General features: G+C 67.8%; 10 protein-coding genes. All 10 read left to right on the forward strand.

Annotated features, from left to right (window positions below):
• Positions 1 to 210 precede the first annotated feature (210 nt).
• The 10 genes from pilB to VEW47_15355 all read left to right on the forward strand — a co-directional run bounded on the left by pilB (position 211) and on the right by VEW47_15355 (position 15982).
• Positions 211 to 1929 (forward strand): type IV-A pilus assembly ATPase PilB, encoded by a 1719-nt coding sequence (gene pilB, locus VEW47_15310; protein HYS06549.1) that lies wholly within the window; start codon positions 211 to 213, stop codon positions 1927 to 1929.
• 10 nt (positions 1930 to 1939) lie between these two features.
• Positions 1940 to 3070 (forward strand): type IV pilus twitching motility protein PilT, encoded by a 1131-nt coding sequence (locus VEW47_15315; protein ID HYS06550.1) that lies wholly within the window; start codon positions 1940 to 1942, stop codon positions 3068 to 3070.
• 28 nt (positions 3071 to 3098) lie between these two features.
• Positions 3099 to 4301, forward strand: a complete 1203-nt coding sequence (locus tag VEW47_15320; GenBank protein HYS06551.1) for a type II secretion system F family protein — start codon at positions 3099 to 3101, stop codon at positions 4299 to 4301.
• Positions 4302 to 4309: 8 nt separating this feature from the next.
• Positions 4310 to 5992 carry an ATP-binding protein gene (locus tag VEW47_15325; GenBank protein ID HYS06552.1) on the forward strand — a complete coding sequence of 561 codons (1683 nt, stop codon included), beginning with the start codon at positions 4310 to 4312 and terminating at the stop codon, positions 5990 to 5992.
• Positions 5977 to 7374, forward strand: a complete 1398-nt coding sequence (locus tag VEW47_15330; GenBank protein ID HYS06553.1) for a sigma-54 dependent transcriptional regulator — start codon at positions 5977 to 5979, stop codon at positions 7372 to 7374. Before VEW47_15325 ends, VEW47_15330 begins: the two co-directional genes overlap by 16 nt.
• A 47-nt stretch (positions 7375 to 7421) precedes the next feature.
• Positions 7422 to 9839, forward strand: coding sequence for a YfhO family protein (locus VEW47_15335; protein HYS06554.1), 2418 nt, complete (start codon positions 7422 to 7424; stop codon positions 9837 to 9839).
• Entirely contained in the window at positions 9836 to 11632 is a 1797-nt protein-coding gene (locus tag VEW47_15340) for a hypothetical protein (GenBank protein HYS06555.1), read from the forward strand. Before VEW47_15335 ends, VEW47_15340 begins: the two co-directional genes overlap by 4 nt.
• A 198-nt stretch (positions 11633 to 11830) precedes the next feature.
• Positions 11831 to 12283 carry a prepilin-type N-terminal cleavage/methylation domain-containing protein gene (locus tag VEW47_15345; protein HYS06556.1) on the forward strand — a complete coding sequence of 151 codons (453 nt, stop codon included), beginning with the start codon at positions 11831 to 11833 and terminating at the stop codon, positions 12281 to 12283.
• Between the two features lie 82 nt (positions 12284 to 12365).
• The gene (locus tag VEW47_15350; GenBank protein ID HYS06557.1) at positions 12366 to 14039 is read left to right on the forward strand and encodes an O-antigen ligase family protein; all 1674 of its coding nucleotides are present in this window, start codon (positions 12366 to 12368) and stop codon (positions 14037 to 14039) included.
• A complete protein-coding gene (locus VEW47_15355) occupies positions 14036 to 15982 on the forward strand; it encodes an O-antigen ligase family protein (GenBank protein HYS06558.1) in 1947 nt (648 codons plus the stop codon). The genes VEW47_15350 and VEW47_15355 overlap by 4 nt, the downstream gene beginning before the upstream one ends.
• Positions 15983 to 16070 lie beyond the last annotated feature (88 nt).

The raw sequence follows: 16070 nt of genomic DNA on the forward strand, positions 1-16070 counted from the left end.
ACCCGCATATCACGCTACGCCACAATAACTTAGATTCGATATCGCAAATGTCAACGTTTGCGTTGTCGATCCGTCAAATCTTTGTAGCCATATTTCCAGGAATCCCTTGACAGAAATTGTTCAGGTACATAATTTGTCACCCCGTACTCGAGTCTCCGCGTGATCACGCAAGGAGCCCCGTCCGTCGGCGGCTTCGCGGTGAGGTCCTGAATGGCAGTCAAACTGGGCGAGATGTTGATCAAGGCGGGGCTCCTTACCCCGCAGAAGCTCCAGGACGCCCTCGAGTACCAGAAGACCAACGGAGGCAAGCTCGGGCTGAACCTCATCAAGCTCGGCTTCGTCAAGGAAGAGGAGATCACCCGCGTCCTCTCCCAGCAGTACGGAGTGCCCGCAATCAACCTCTCGAAAATCGAGGTCGACGACTCGGTCGTCAAGCTGATCCCGAGCGAGGTGGCGCAGAAGTACCTGATCATGCCGGTCAGCCGCAGCGGCGCGACCCTGACCATCGCCATGGTGGATCCCACGAACGTGTTCGCCATGGACGACATCAAGTTCATGTCCGGCTACAACGTGGAGCCGGTGGTCGCCTCCGAGGTCGCCATCAAGGAGGCGATCGACCGGTACTACGGCTCGATCCATGCCCTGGAGCTGAAAAAGGTCATGGACGACCTGGCCCAGGAGGAGAACGACCAGAACCTGGAGCTCCTGGAGGAGGAACAGGAGGTCGACCTCGCGAAGCTGGAGGCGGCGACCGAGGAGGCGCCGGTCGTCAGGCTGGTGAACCTGATCCTGACCGACTCCATCAAGCGGGGCGCCTCCGATATCCACATCGAGCCGTACGAGAAGGATTTTCGCGTGCGCTTCCGGATCGACGGCGTCCTGTACGAGATCATGCAGCCGCCCATGAAGCTGCGGGACGCCATCACGTCGCGCCTCAAGATCATGGCGAAGCTCGACATCTCCGAGAAGCGGCTGCCCCAGGACGGGCGCATCAAGATCAAAATGAAGCTCCAGGGAAAGAACCGCGAGATGGACTACCGGGTCTCCGTGCTGCCGACCCTGTTCGGGGAGAAGATCGTCCTGCGGCTTCTCGACAAAGAGAACCTGATGCTGGACATGACCCGGCTCGGGTTCGAGCAGGAATCGCTCACCAAGTTCGAGAAGGCGATCTTCAAGCCGTACGGCATGGTCCTGGTCACCGGACCCACCGGCTCCGGGAAGACGAACACGCTGTACTCCTCGATCAGCAAGGTCAACTCGCCCGAGACCAACATAATCACCGCGGAAGATCCGGTCGAGTTCAACCTGCATGGCATCAACCAGGTCCAGATGAAAGAGCAGATCGGGCTCAACTTCGCCGCGGCGCTGCGCTCTTTCCTGAGACAGGACCCGAACATCATCCTGGTCGGGGAGATCCGCGACTTCGAGACGGCCGAGATCGCGGTCAAGGCGGCTCTCACGGGCCACCTGGTGCTGTCCACGCTGCACACGAACGACGCCCCGTCCACCGTGAACCGACTCATGAACATGGGCATCGAGCCCTACCTCGTGGCGACCTCGGTCCACCTGATCTGCGCGCAGCGCCTGGTCCGGCGCCTGTGCAAGGACTGCAAGGAGGAGGTCAACATGCCAGCGCAGGCCTTGATCGACATCGGCTACGGCGCCGACGAGGCGCCCAAGGTCAAGCTGTACAAAGGACGGGGCTGCCCGACGTGCAACAACACCGGCTACAAGGGACGCGTCGGACTGTACGAGGTGATGGAGATCACGGACGGGATGCGCGAGATGATCCTGACCGGCGCATCCTCCATCGAGCTGAAGAACAAAGCCATCGAAGAGGGAATGATCACCCTCCGCGGATCGGGCCTGCGCAAGATCAAGACGGGCCAGACCACCGTGGAGGAAGTCGTGCGCGAGACGGTGCTCTGAGGAGGAACAGATGGCGGTCACGCTGCATCAATTGCTGAAAACGCTGGTGGAGCAGAGTGGGACGGACCTGCACGTCACGACCAACTCTCCGCCGCAGATCCGCGTCGACGGCAAGCTGGTTCCCCTGCAGCTCCCGCCGCTCACGGCCCCCGAGACGAAGGCGCTGGCGTACAGCGTCCTGACCGACAACCAGAAGCACCGCTTCGAGGAAAACCTGGAGCTCGATTTCTCCTTCGGCGTCAGGGGGCTGGCGCGCTTCCGCGCCAACATCTTCAGCCAGAGGGGCGCCGTGGCGGCCGCGTTCCGGACCATCCCCTGGGAGGTGAAGAACTTCGCCGATCTCGGCCTGCCCGAAGTCGTGGCGACGCTGTGCGACAAGCCACGCGGGTTGATCCTGGTGACCGGTCCGACCGGCTCCGGCAAGTCGACCACCCTGGCCGCGATGATTGACAAGATCAACAACGAGGACAAGGGGCACATCGTCACGATCGAGGACCCGGTCGAATACCTGCACGGCCACAAGAGCTGTATCGTCAACCAGCGCGAGCTGTTCGCGGACACCCATTCGTTCAGCAATGCGCTCAAGTCGGTGCTGCGCCAGGATCCCGACGTGGTGCTCATCGGCGAGATGCGCGACCTCGAGACGATCGAGGCGGCCCTGCGCATCGCCGAGACCGGCCATCTTACATTTGGAACCCTGCACACCAACTCCGCGGCGCAGACCATCAACCGGATCATCGATGTCTTCCCGGCTCACCAGCAGTCGCAGATCCGCGCCCAGCTGTCGTTCGTGCTCGAGGGGATCCTCTGCCAGTCCCTCCTGCCCAAGGCCTCCGGGAAGGGACGCTGCCTGACGATGGAGATCCTGGTCCCCAACTCCGCCATCAGGAACCTCATCCGCGAGGACAAGATCCACCAGATCTACTCGATGATGCAGACCGGCCAGGCCCAGTTCGGGATGCAGACGTCCAACCAGTCCCTCGCCAGCCTCTACTTCAAGAAACAGATCACGCTGACCACCGCCCTGTCGCACAGCAGCAACCCGGACGAGCTGCAGGAGATGATCAACCGCGGCGCGGGGCTCATCAATCAGCCGACCGCGGCCAGCAACGCCGCCGTGCGGTCGGCCGCCCGCAAGTAACGTCCCGGGAGACGCACGAGGAGCCAACATGCCGAACTACACCTGGAAGGGCAAGAACCGGATGGGGAAGATGCAGGAGGGCACGGTCGCCGCCGAGAACAAGGAAGCGGTGATCTCGCTCCTCCGCCGCCAGCAGATCATGGTGTCGGCGGTCACCGAGAAGGGGAAGGAGCTTGCCGTCCCGAAGTTCGGAGGGGGCGTCGGCCAGAAGGAGATCGCCATCTTCACCCGCCAGTTCTCGGTCATGATCGACGCCGGTCTCCCGCTGGTGCAGTGCCTGGAGATCCTCGGGTCCCAGCAGAAGAACCGCGCCTTCCAGAAGGTGCTCTTCCAGGTGCGTCAGGACGTCGAGTCCGGCTCGACGCTCGCCGATTCGCTGCGCAAGCATCCCAAGGTGTTCAACAACCTGTACTGCAACATGATCGCCGCCGGCGAGTCGGGCGGCATCCTGGACACCATCCTGCAGCGCCTCGCGCAATACATCGAAAAGGCGGTCAAGCTGAAGGCGGCCGTCCGATCGGCGATGATCTATCCCGTGGCGGTCATCACGATCGCCATCGGCGTGGTCATCATCATCCTCTGGAAGGTCATCCCGACCTTCGCGATGCTGTTCCAGGGGCTCGGCGCGACCCTGCCGCTTCCGACCCGGATCACGATCGCCGTCAGCAACTTCCTGGGCCGGTTCATGCCGCTCCTGGTGCTGGCGCTCGGCGCCGTCGCCTTCTTCCTGAACCGCTACTACAAGACCTACAAGGGGCGCCGGCAGATCGACGCCTTCGTCCTCAAGATCCCCGTCCTCGGCGACCTGATGCGCAAGATCTCCGTCGCCCGCTTCTGCCGCACCCTGGGCACCCTCATCCAGTCGGGCGTGCCGATCCTGGAGGGGCTGGAGATCACCGCACGGACCTCGGGCAACGCCATCGTCGAGGACGCCATCATGGCGACGCGCAAGAGCATCGAGGAGGGCAAGACGATCGCCGGTCCGCTGGAGGACACGGGCGTGTTTCCGTCGATGGTCGTGCAGATGATCAGCGTCGGCGAGCAGACCGGGGCCCTCGACGCCATGCTCTCGAAGATCGCCGACTTCTACGAGGACGAGGTGGACGAGGCGGTCGAGAACCTGATGGCCCTGCTCGAGCCCGTCATGATCCTGTTCCTCGGGATCATGATCGGCGGCATCGTCATCTCCATGTACATGCCGATGTTCAGCCTGCTCGGCAAGATCGCCTAGGCGCATGAATGGGAGCGCAGGAGCGGGAGCTCCGCAGGCAGCTCGACTGGCTCATGACCTTCCGGGTCGTGATCATCACGACCCTCATGGTCTCGACGTTCGTCATCGAGCTGATGTACCGGCCGCTCCTGTCGCTCCAGCCGTTCTACGTGCTGGCGGTGGTCACCTACGCGATGACGATCGCCTACGCGATCCTGTCACGCACCCTGCGCGCGGTTCCGCCGCAGATCTACGCCCAGCTCATCGGCGATCTCCTGATCGTGACGGGGTTCGTCTACCTGACCGGCGGGGCGGAGAGTCCGTTCTCGTTCCTCTATCTGCTGACGATCATCATCGGCAGCATCCTCCTGGTGAGGCGCGGCGGGTTCCTCGTGGCCGCCTGCTCCTGGCTGATGTACGCCGGCATGGTCCTTCTGATCCAGAGGGGCGTCCTGACGCCGTACCCCGCGGGGAGCGAGGAGGGCGGGACCGCCACCGTGCGCATCCTGTACTCCCTGGTCGCGCACCTCGTGTCGTTCATCGCCGTGGCCTACCTGGCGTCCTACCTGACCGAGAACCTGAGACGCACGGGCCGGGAGCTGGAGATGCGCCGGGACGACCTGGCCCAGCTCCGCGACTACAACGACAACATCATCGAGAGCATGAATTCCGGGCTCCTGACCACCGACCCGGAGGGGACGATCACCTTCGCCAACCGGGGCGCCGCGGAGATCACCGGCCGGCCGATCACCGACCTCACGCGCCGCAACATCCTGGAGGTCCTGGGGCGATCCTCGGACTTCCTGGCGCGCGTGCGCGCGGCCCTCGAGAGCGAGAGACGGTACCGCAGCGAGCTGAACTACGAGGACGGCCGCGGCCGCAGGCTGTTTCTCGGGTTCACCGTCTCGGTCCTCAGGGATCGCACCGGGGATCCTCTCGGCATGATCTTCATCTTCCAGGACCTCACGGAGATCCGGGCCCTGGAGGACGAGGTCGCGCTGAAGAAGCGCATGGCGGCCCTGGGGGAGATGGCCGCCGGCGTGGCGCACGAGCTGCGGAATCCCCTGGCCTCGATCAGCGGGTCGGTGCAGGTCCTCAAGCGTGACCTGAAGCCGCAGGGAGAAGCGGCGGAGCTGATGGACATCGTGATCAAGGAGTCGAAGCGCCTGGACCAGATCATCCGGGACTTCCTGCTGTTCGCCAAACCCGGCCGCTTCCACGCGGAATCGGCGGACCTGGCGGCGGTCCTGCGGGAAACCCTCGGTCTCCTGGAGAACAGCGAGGAGCTGCGGCCGCACCACCGGGTCGAGACGCGCTTCCGCCCGGAGACGATCCGGGTGGACCTCGACGTCAACAGGATGAAGCAGGTCTTCTGGAACCTGGCCAAGAACGCCCTCAAGGCGATGCCCGAGGGGGGTACTCTGACCGTCAGCGCCCTCGATCCGGGTGACGGACAGGTGAGCGTGACCTTCGCCGACACCGGGATCGGCATGTCCGAGGAGGACATCGCCACGAACTTCCAGCCATTCCACGGGTCGTTCCCCAGCGGCACGGGGCTGGGGCTGGCGATCGTCTATCGCATCATCGAGGAGCACGGCGGGCGCATCCGCGTGAGGAGCCGCCGGGGGAAGGGCACGGAGATCGCCGTCCACCTCCCGCGCCAGACGGACGTCCGGACGGTACACGAGGAGAGGCGATGGACCGCGTCCTGATCATCGACGACGAAAAGGGGATGCGCGACTTCCTCTCCATCATGCTCAAGAAGGAGGGGTACTCGGTCGTCGTGTCGGAATCGGCGGACAAGGCCTCCGAGCTCGTCGGCAAGGGGGAGTTCGACCTCGTGATCACCGACATCTCCATGCCCGGGAAGTCGGGGATCGACATTCTGAAGCAGACCAAGGCCTCCAACCCCGGCACGCCGGTGATCATGATCACCGCGTACGCCTCGACGGAGAGCGCGATCGAGGCGCTCAAGCTCGGCGCCTACGACTACATCATCAAGCCGTTCGACGTCGAGGAGATGAAGACGGTCGTCGGCAACGCCCTGGAGAAGCGGCGCCTCGAGAACGAGAACCGGGTCCTGAAGCGCGAGCTCAAGGAGAAGCTGCGTTTCGACGAGATGGTGGGCGACAGCCCCCGGATGCGCGAAACCACGGAGCTCATCGCGAAGATCGCCCCGACCAACAGCACCGTCCTGATCTCGGGGGAATCGGGGACCGGCAAGGAGCTCGTCGCCCGGGCCATCCATGCGGGCAGTCCCTGCAAGGACCGTCCCTTCGTCTCGATCAACTGCGGGGCCCTGCCGGACGAGCTCCTGGAGAGCGAGCTGTTCGGCCACGTGCGCGGCTCCTTCACGGGAGCGATCACCGCCAAGAAGGGACTGTTCGAGGTGGCCGACGGCGGCACCATCTTCCTGGACGAGATCGGCGACACGACCCCGGCGATGCAGATCAAGCTCCTGCGCGTATTGCAGGAACGCCGCATCCGGCGCGTCGGCGGCACCGACGAGCTCGAGGTCAACGTGCGCGTCCTGGCGGCGACCAACCAGGACCTCGAGCAGCTGGTCCGCCAGAAGCGCTTCCGCGAGGACCTGTACTACCGCATCAATGTCATCCAGATCCGCATGCCGGCCCTGCGCGAGAAGCCCGAGGACATCCCGAAGCTGGCGCTGCACTTCCTCGTCAAGTACGGGCGGATCATGGGCAAGAAGATCACCCGCATCAGCGAGGAGGCGATGGCCCGACTGTCGGAGCACGACTGGCCAGGCAACGTGCGCGAGCTTGAAAACGTCATCGAGCGGGCCGTGGCGCTCGAATCCACCGACGCCATCACCATCGACAGCCTGTCGCGCGAGGTTCGAAGCGGCGGCCGTCCGCTGCAGGAGTTCCCGATCGTCCTGTCGGATGGCGGTATGGATCTGGAGCGCCAGCTCGAGCGGCTGCGCGAGCACTACATGGAAGAGGCGCTGCGCCGGGCGCAGGGGATCCAGACGCGGGCCGCCGAGATTCTCGGGATGAGCTTCCGCTCGTTCCGGTATTTCGCGAAGAAATACCGGCTGGCGGAGCGCAAGGAGCCCCGGGCGAACGTAGGTTAGCGCTCCGCCCTCGTCCACGACAGACGGTCTGGAGGCGCGTGTCGGCCATGCACTCCTCGAGCGCTGCGCGCCCCGGGCCGTCCCTGAGGGTGATCCCCGCCCTTGTCCTGGGCCTCCTTCTCCTGCTTGCCTTCCGGGGGATGCTCCAGGGACGTCTCTTCTACCTGCGCGACGTTTCCCAGAACCACTATCCCGTCCGGGGCCTCGTGACCGAGCGGCTCCGTTCCGGCGACCTGCCGCTCTGGGATCCCCTCCACGGCGGCGGCACGCCGCTCCTCGCCAACCCGAACGCGCTCGTGCTCCATCCGATCTCGCTCCTGTTCTTCGTTCTGCCGTTCAACACCGCGTTCGTCGCCTCGATCGTCCTGCAGTTCGTCCTCCTCGCGGCGGGGGGCTACCTGCTGGGCCGGTCGTTGCGTCTGGGGCGCGAAGCGTCGCTGCTCGTCGCCGCCGTCCTGTCGCTCTCCGGACCGGCGGCGTCCCTCGCGAGCCTGCAGAACGTCCTGTCGGCGGCCGCCTGGGTGCCGATCGCGCTGTGGGCCCTCCTGCAGGGTACCGTCCCGGGCCGGCGATTCCTCCTGGCGCCGGCCGCGCTGTGCAGCGCGGTCGTCCTGATCACCGCGGAGCCGGCCTGTGTCCTGGCCCTGGTCCTCCTGGGCGGCGCCCTCGTGGCGACGGAGCCCGCCCCCTCCCCGGGACTGCGGCTGAACCTCCCCGCCTGCCTGGCCTTCGGATTGGTCCTCGCCGCCGCGGCCCTCGTCGCCGCGGCGGAGATCGTCCCTGCGAAAGCGCTCCTGCCGTTGTCGGCGCGAGGCGCGGGTTTCGACGTCGTCGAGGGGCTGAAATGGTCCCTGCTGCCGCAGCGTCTGCCCGAGATCGCGCTCCCGCGGCTGTTTGGCGACCCGACCCGGATGTCGCCGGTCTCGTGGTGGGGCGGGTTCCTCTTCGAAGGGGGGTACCCCTTCCTTCTGTCGATCTACGTCGGGACTCTGCCGTGTGCGCTGGCGTGCATCGGCGCGTGGAACCGCGGCCCGGCTCTCGCGCGCCGGCGGGTCCTGGGTGTGATCGCCGTGCTGGCCCTCCTTCTGGCGCTCGGGCGGTACAGCACCCCGTACCGGCTTCTGTTCGGATCCGTCGAGCCGTTGCGGCAGGTGCGATACCCGGAGCGCTTCCTCCTGGTGTTCCTGTTCGCGGCGGCTCTTCTGGCCGGGTACGGGATCGAGCGGCTGCTCGCGTCGCCGCCGTCCCGGAAGGCGGTGTTCGGCATCGCTGCAGTCTGCGCGGCGGCCTTCGCGTTCTGCGCCTGCGCCGCAACCGCCCGGTTTGCCGACGGACTCCTGTCCCGCATCGCGGGCGTCCCGGGCCCCTTCCTCGCGGCGGACGGAGGGGCGACGCTGCGCGGGGCCGTCCTGCGCTCGAGCCTGTGGGCGTTCGGCGAATCGGCGCTGCTGCTCGTCCTGGCGCTCTATCTCGTGCGGCGTCCCTCCGGGACGCGGGCGCGGGTCGCGGCGCTCGCCGTTGTCGTCATGGCGTCGGTCTCCCTGGCGGTCGCGTCCTCCCCGGCCCGCTCCATGGCGGCCGCGGGCTGGCTGACCGCTCCTTCCCCGCTCCGGGGATTCGTCGGTCGGGGTGCCGTGGATCCCCGTCTGCACCACGCCCGGCGTCCTCCCGATCTGAGCGTGCGGGGCTCGACCGACGAGCTGGTGTGGGGGTACAGGTACGATCGCTTCGTGTACGCCTTGATGACCGGGCACACGGACTCGGTGCCGACGGCGCTCGACGCCGCAACCGACAGGATGGACCTGAAGGAGAGCGCCGATCTCGGGCGTTCCCTCGAGACACTGCCGCTGGACAGGCGCGTCCGGGCCCTGGCCGCCTGCCGCGTCGGCTACCTCCTCTCGTACGATCCGCTCGACGATCCGGGACTCCTGCCGGGACCCGTCCTCGACGACCTCAGCCGGCCGCCGGTGCGGCTCTACCGGGTGCGCGCCGTCGTGCCGCGGCTGCGCATCGTGGCGCGCGCCCGGCCGCTTCACCGCGACGCCGACCTCGCCGCGGCCCTTTCCGACCCCGCGTATGATCCAGGACGCGCCGTGCTGCTCGAGGATGCGGCGGGAGGGGCCCCGGCCGATGACGACGAGGCGGGGGGGACGGCGGCGGGCGGCGAAGCGGCCATCACGCAGGAGACGCCGGAGCGGATCACGATGCGCCTCAGCACCACCGGACCCGGTTACGCGGTCCTGGCCGATGCGTACGCGCCCGGGTGGAGGGCGACGCTCGACGACCGACCCGTCCCGATCCTCCGGGCCGATGGTCTGTTCCGCGCGGTGGCGCTGCCCGCCGGCGAGCACACGGTCGTGATGGAGTACAGGCCCGCGGAGGTGGTCGCGGGACTCGTCCTGGGCTTCGTGGGCGTTCTGCTCGTGACTCTCTACGGTGTCGCCGCCCGGTCGAGGGCGTGGTGAACGACCAGGCGACCGTCCGGACCGCAGAGTCGCGCGGCGATCGCGTCCTGCTCGTCGGTCTGCTCCTGCTCCTGGCCCTCGCCGTGTCGCTGACGCCGATTCGTAACTACGACTTCTGGTGGCACCTCAAGACCGGCAGTCTCATCCTGTCGCAGCACGCCGTTCCGCGGACCGATCCGTTCTCGTTCACGGCCGAGAACGCCCCCTGGGTGGATCACGAATGGCTGTCGCAGGTCCTCCTGGACGCCGGGTTCAGCCTCTTCGGTCCGGCCGGACTCATCGTGCTCAAATCCCTGCTCGTATGCGGCCTGTGCCTGCTCCTGCTCTCCCACGTGAGACGGGAGGGACACGGCCCGGCCGGCGCCTCACTCCTCCTGGCGGCGGCGCTCGTGGGGGCGTCGTTCCGTCTGGACGTGCGGCCGGAGCTGGCCACGCTTCTGCTTCTGCCGCTCGTCATCGACCTCGTGCTCAGGGGGCGCGCGACGGGCGACCCTCGCCCTCTCATTCTCGTCCCGCCTCTCGTGGCGCTCGGATCCAATCTTCATCCCGGCGCAATCCTGGCGCCGGTCCTCCTCGGTGCGGGCGTGGTCACGACGCTCGCGACGGAGCGTCTGGCGATCTTCGCAGGGGACCGGCCCGCGGGGCCGCGCCCTTCGTTTGCGCCGCGGCTCCTGCTGGTCGCCGTCGCCGCCTCGATCGCCGCCTGCGCGAACCCTTACGGGTATCGGATCTACACCGTGCCGTTCGAGGTCCGTCGTCTCCTGGACTCACTCCCGTCGCCGAACCTCGAGTGGACCCGTCCGGGCGTCCAGGACTTCCCGCTGTTCTGGCTGGCCGCGGCCGCGGCTTCGGTCGTGGTCCTCGCCGGCTGGCGGCGGTTCGATCCGATCGCGACGCCCGCTCTGTTCATCGCCGCGATACTCGCCGCGGCGCATCTGCGGAACATCGGCCTGTTCTTCGTGCTCCTGCCCTTCGGCCTCGCCCGTCCTGCCCGCGCGATCGCTTTGGCCTTCGAGCGCCGATGGAGACGGGCGCTTCCCGCCGCTCCCGGCGGCGTGCGACCCGGTTTCGTGATCGCCGGCGTCGTCCTGTTCTGCGCCGTGCCGATGCTGTCCGTTCTTTCCCCCGCCTTCGCCTGGGGCCTCGGCCCTGCTCCCGGCAATGAGCCGCGGCCGGCCGTCGATTTCGTCGAGCGGGAGGGAATCGGCCGGCGTCTGTACAACGATGTCCGCTTCGGAGGGTATCTCATCTGGAGGCGTTTCCCAGGACACAAGGTGTTCATCGACGGGCGGAACGAGATCTATCCCGCGCTCCTGCGGGAGGTGTTCCTGTCGCTCGGAGATTCCCGGACGTGGGAGACGTTCCTCGAGCGGCACCGCATCGACGCCGCCTTCCTGCGCTACAGTCCGGCGCTCGAAAAGGTGATCCGTCCGGGGCCCGACGGCCGGCCGGCGGGAGTCGTGGAGCGGGCCTTCTCGGTCAACCACTTTCCCAGGGAGGCCTGGGCGCTCGTCTACTGGGACGACGACGCGATGATCGTGGTCCGGCGGTCGGACGAGAACGCCGCCGTGATCGCCCGCCACGAGTACCGGGCGGTGCATCCCGAGGACTGGCGCTACCTGTACGCCGGAGTCATGACCGGGCACCTGCCCGTCGCACCGATCCTCGGTGAGCTGGAGAGAAAGGTGCGGGACGATCCCGGCTGTGTCCTGGCGCGATCGCTTCTGTCGAGGTTCAATCGCCTGGCGGGCCGCCTTGACGCGTCTCCGGACAAGGGTTCGGTCGACCGGTGACGCGCAGTGTCAGCCGGCGTCCCCCGACCTGACGAAACTTGTTACTATCGGGCGTATTCCCGGACCGCGGGACCGCTACGGATTCGGGATCGGAAAGGCAAATGGGCGTGACTCAGGCACTTGCGCCGGTCCTTACGGAGGCGCTTTTGGGTGGCATCCGGCTTGCTCACAGTAGATTGCCGAAAGGGGGTTACCCGAATGCGCAAGGACAAAGGCTTCACACTGATCGAGCTCCTGATCGTCGTGGCCATCATCGGGATCATCGCCGCCATAGCAATCCCGAACCTGCTGAACGCGATCGACAGGGGCAAGCAGAAGAGGACGATGGCCGACATGCGGTCCATCGGAACGGCGGTCGAGTCCTACGCGGTGGACAACAATTTCTACCCGAAGGGCATGTCCAGCGTCCCGGCCTCGGGCATCAGCACCTACGTCTCGCCGATCTACATCAAGACGGTGCCGACGACGGACGGCTGGAACAACGCCTGGGACTGCGACTCGGTGGCGGGCGGGACACAGTACACGATCACCAGCCCGGCGAAGGACGGCGTGCAGGGTACGCAGACCGGAGGTCAGACGACCGACTTCAACTGCGACATCCTGTTTGCCAACGGCCAGTTCTTCCAGTGGCCGCAGGGTACCCAGACCTAGTTCTCCCTGGGTTGAAGACGACACGGGCGGCGCCTCGCGGCGCCGCCCGTTTTTTTTCCAGCGGGACATGGACGCACAGCACTTGACCCGGACTCACATCCTGATGCCGGCGCTCGCGGTGGCGCTCCTGGTGCCGGCGGTGCTGCGTCCCCCGGAGACCTACGCGTGGTCCGGGGCCGTCTGCGCGATCCTGCTGGCCGCCGCAGGCTGGCTGGCCTGGCGTTCGGCGGACGGGGTGCCGCCGCTGCCCGCGTGGACGGCGGGGCTGCTGCCGCTCGCCTTTGCGAGTCTCCTCCTGTCCTCCTGCCGGGCGCGCGCCTTCGACGAGGCCGCCCTGGTCGCGACCGTCGTGCTCGCGGCTGTTCTGGGGCAGGCGATCGCCTCCGATCGGCGCGGGCGCGAGGTGGTCGCGGGGGTTCTCGTGGCCCTCGGATGCATCGCCGCCGTTCTGGCCGTGCTGCAGGCCCACATCACGTATCGTCAGGAACTGCAGAGTCTGCTCGAGGGGACCGCTCCGGTTTCACCGTACGTCCTGGCGCGCCTGCGGGACGGGAGGCCGGCCGGACCGTTCACGCTTCCCGCGGCGCTCGGAGGATTCTTCGCGCTGACGTTGCCCCTGACCCTTCTGGGGAGGCGCTCCCTCAGCGGACGCGGGATGCGGGGCGTCCTGGTCGCCGCCGCTCTTCTTCAGGCGTACGCACTCTTCCTGACCCGATCGATCGGCGGGCTCGCGGCGACCGCCGTCTCCTTGTCGCTGTCCCTCCCGTTCCTCGCCGCACGACGGCGCCTCGTTCTCCTCGCCGCGGTCGCGCTGGTGGTGCTCGCAGTCGGCGTCCACTTCCTGCGCGCCCGCAGCCAGGAGTTCGGCGCGCCCGGAGGCGATCCGTTCCTTCTGCGGGCCGGGAACTGGCGGGCGGCCGCCGGGATGATCCGCGACCATCCTGTGTTCGGAACGGGCCCCGGTTCGTTCGGAACCTTCTACCCGCGCTATATGCGCCCGGGCATGAACGAGACGCGGTACGCGCACAACTCGTATCTTCAAGTGATCGCCGGCTGGGGCGTCTGGGCGATCGTGCCGATGCTGGGCGTCCTGCTGGCCTTCGCGCGGAGGCTGCGGGAGTCCTGGCGCGGGCGCGCCGGCGAGCTGCCGTACGCGGCGGCCGCGGCCTCATTCCTGGTCCACAACCTGATGGACTTCACGGCGTTCCTGCCGAGCGTCGCCATCCCGGGGGCGCTTCTGGTCGGTCTGGCCTGTGGATCGCGCGCCCCGTCCGCGCCGTCCGCCCGGACCGTGCGGGGCGCAGGGCCCGCGGTGGGGCTGCGGGCCTTCCTTCTGGGGATGGCGCTGATCGGCTTCGTGGGACACTCTGTCGTCACCGCGCTCGCGACGGACCTGATCGACCGGGCGCGCGTCGCGGCCGTCGAGGGGAGCGACCGGGAGGCCCTGTCGCTGGCCCGGCGGGCCGCCCGGGTGCGACCATCGGATCCAGCGCCGCGCGCCTTCGTGGCGGAATGGGTCCTGGCGCACGGCATGAGCGACGGCGTCCTGAGCCGGGAGGGAAGGAGCCAGGCGGAGAGCGCCGTCCGCCTCGATCCCGAGTCGGCGATCCTGCACTACGATCTGTCGCTCTACATGAGGTCGTACCGCGAGACCGGAGCCGCCTACCGCGAACAGTGGATCGCGCACGTCCTGTTCCCGCTCAAGCAGGACTACAGTCTCCCGGAGGCGGTCCCCTGCAGGAGAAGCGAACCGTGAGGCGTCTCGTGCCCCTTCTCCCCGCCGCCGCGATCGTCATGCTCGCCCCGTTCGGTGAAGGGGGACGCGCGCCCCTGGCGCTCTTCGTGCTGCACACCCTGTCCCTGGCGTGCGTGGTCCTCGCCTGGACATCTCCCCGGGCGCGGGGTCCGCGTCCGGCTCCGCTCCTCGCCGGTCCGCTTCGAGGTCTTGGGGTCGTGGCCGTGGCGGGTCTCGGACTCGCCCTCCTCTCCGCGCTGCGCGCCGCCTACCCTCTGGCGGCGGCGCTGGCGGCCTGGGACATCGTCGTTCCCTTCCTCCTGTTCGCGGCGGCGGCGCTCGCGGTCTCGGACGATCGCGATCTCGGATGGCTGGTCCGCGCCGTCGTCGCCTCGACTTCTCTCCAGGCTCTTCTGGCCATCGCGCGCTATCCCGGCGGGAGGGCCGCGGCCGCCGGTTCGTCGTTCGTGAACCCGAACCACCTGGCGGCCTTCCTGAACCTCGGACTCTTCCTGATTCTGGTCGGGGTCCTGCGTCCCGCTCCGCCGCGGATCCGGGCGGCGTGGGGTGCTTTGGGGGGGATGCACGTCGTGGCGATTTTCCTCCTGGAGTCGCGGGGAGCGCTCGCCGGGTTCTTCGTCAGCCTCATCGTGCTCGGAGTGCTTCGACGTCACGCTCTGCCTCCCCACACCCGGAAAGTCGCCGTGGGTCTCATCCTGGCGTGCGCCCTGGGCGCGGCCCTCGTGCTGGGCGCCCGCTTCTCGCGCGCCGTCGATCCCTACCGCTACACGCGCCTGTCGATCTGGAAGGCCTCGGCCGGGATGATCGCCGAGCGGCCCCTCCTGGGGTTCGGCCCGGGGATGTTCCCGCACGTGTCGCCGCTGTTCAATTTCCCGGCGGACATCGGCCCGGTGCGCTACGGCCGCAATTTCCAGGGGGCGCACAGCGCCGGCCTCACCCTTGCGGCGGAAACGGGGATCCCGGCCGCTGCGCTGATCCTGGGGGCGATCGTCGGCGCGACTCTGCTGTGCCTGCGCGCCCCCTGGGATCAGGATGGAGTCTTCGGGGTCGGCCTGGGCTTCCTCGCGCTCCTGGTCCAGGGGTGCGTGGAGGACCTCGCCGTCCGTCCCGCCCTCACACTCGTGCCGGCCCTTCTCCTGGGCGGGGCCCTGGCGCGCCGACGACGGGGACCCGGACCGCCGGACCTCGCGCCGGCAGGGATCGCCGGCGCGCGCCGCCTGCGCCCGGCGCGGTTCGTCGGGGTGACGCTCGTGGTCTACCTGTTCGTGGTCGCGGTTCTGCTGCCCTACCGGGCCGATGCGGAGGCTTCGGCCGCCCTTCGCCTCGGGCGGGAGGGGGTCTTCTACATGGAGCGCGCCGCCCGTCACAACCCTTACCACCCGGACTACCGGAACGATCTCGCGATGGCGATTCTCAACTCCGGTCCGCTCACGCCGGATGGATACGCGCGCGCCGCCTTCAATCTTCTCGAGGCACGCCGTCTCAAGCCGATCGACTACCGCTTCCCGCTCCACCTGGCGCGGCTGGAGGCGCGCGCCGCCGCCAGCCTGTTCGACGACGCGACCGCCGCGTCGAGGGCCCTGGCGCTCTACCAGGAGGCGGTCCGCCTGACGCCGCTCGATCCGCGTCCCCGACTGGAGCTCGCGGCCCATTACGTCGATCTGAAGCGGCCGGATGACGCGCTCGGGGTCCTCCGCGAGGCGCTGGTCCTGGAGCCGAGCTTCGTGCGCGCGCGGGTGCTCGAGGCATCCATCCTGTTGGATGCCGGGCGCCGTGACGAGGCGCGTGCCTCCCTCGAGGTCGCGGAGCAGACCCTTGGGAGGCTGCGCAGCTACGAGCCGGACAGTGGATACGCCCGTGACATCACCATGGATGCCCGGAGCGAGCGGGAACGCCTGGCCGCCTCCCTGGGCGCGGGGGATTCCCCGGCGACGCGCTCCTGAGACGCCCGCCGGGCCCTGTCAAAATGTGGACGAGCCACCGGCCGGGCACTATATTGACCTTCCACAAGTTGTTTACAGGGTTTGAGAT

This window comes from Candidatus Dormiibacterota bacterium, from assembly GCA_035635555.1.
Classification (GTDB): domain Bacteria; phylum Acidobacteriota; class Polarisedimenticolia; order Gp22-AA2; family Gp22-AA2; genus Gp22-AA3.

Bases quoted from the DNA above. Each gene is read 5' to 3' on its own strand.
- pilB (HYS06549.1), top strand. From the start codon at position 211: ATGGCAGTCAAACTGGGCGAGATGTTGATCAAGGCGGGGCTCCTTACC.
- VEW47_15315 (HYS06550.1), top strand. From the start codon at position 1,940: ATGGCGGTCACGCTGCATCAATTGCTGAAAACGCTGGTGGAGCAGAGT.
- VEW47_15320 (HYS06551.1), top strand. From the start codon at position 3,099: ATGCCGAACTACACCTGGAAGGGCAAGAACCGGATGGGGAAGATGCAG.
- VEW47_15325 (HYS06552.1), top strand. From the start codon at position 4,310: ATGGGAGCGCAGGAGCGGGAGCTCCGCAGGCAGCTCGACTGGCTCATG.
- VEW47_15330 (HYS06553.1), top strand. From the start codon at position 5,977: ATGGACCGCGTCCTGATCATCGACGACGAAAAGGGGATGCGCGACTTC.
- VEW47_15335 (HYS06554.1), top strand. From the start codon at position 7,422: ATGCACTCCTCGAGCGCTGCGCGCCCCGGGCCGTCCCTGAGGGTGATC.
- VEW47_15345 (HYS06556.1), top strand. From the start codon at position 11,831: ATGCGCAAGGACAAAGGCTTCACACTGATCGAGCTCCTGATCGTCGTG.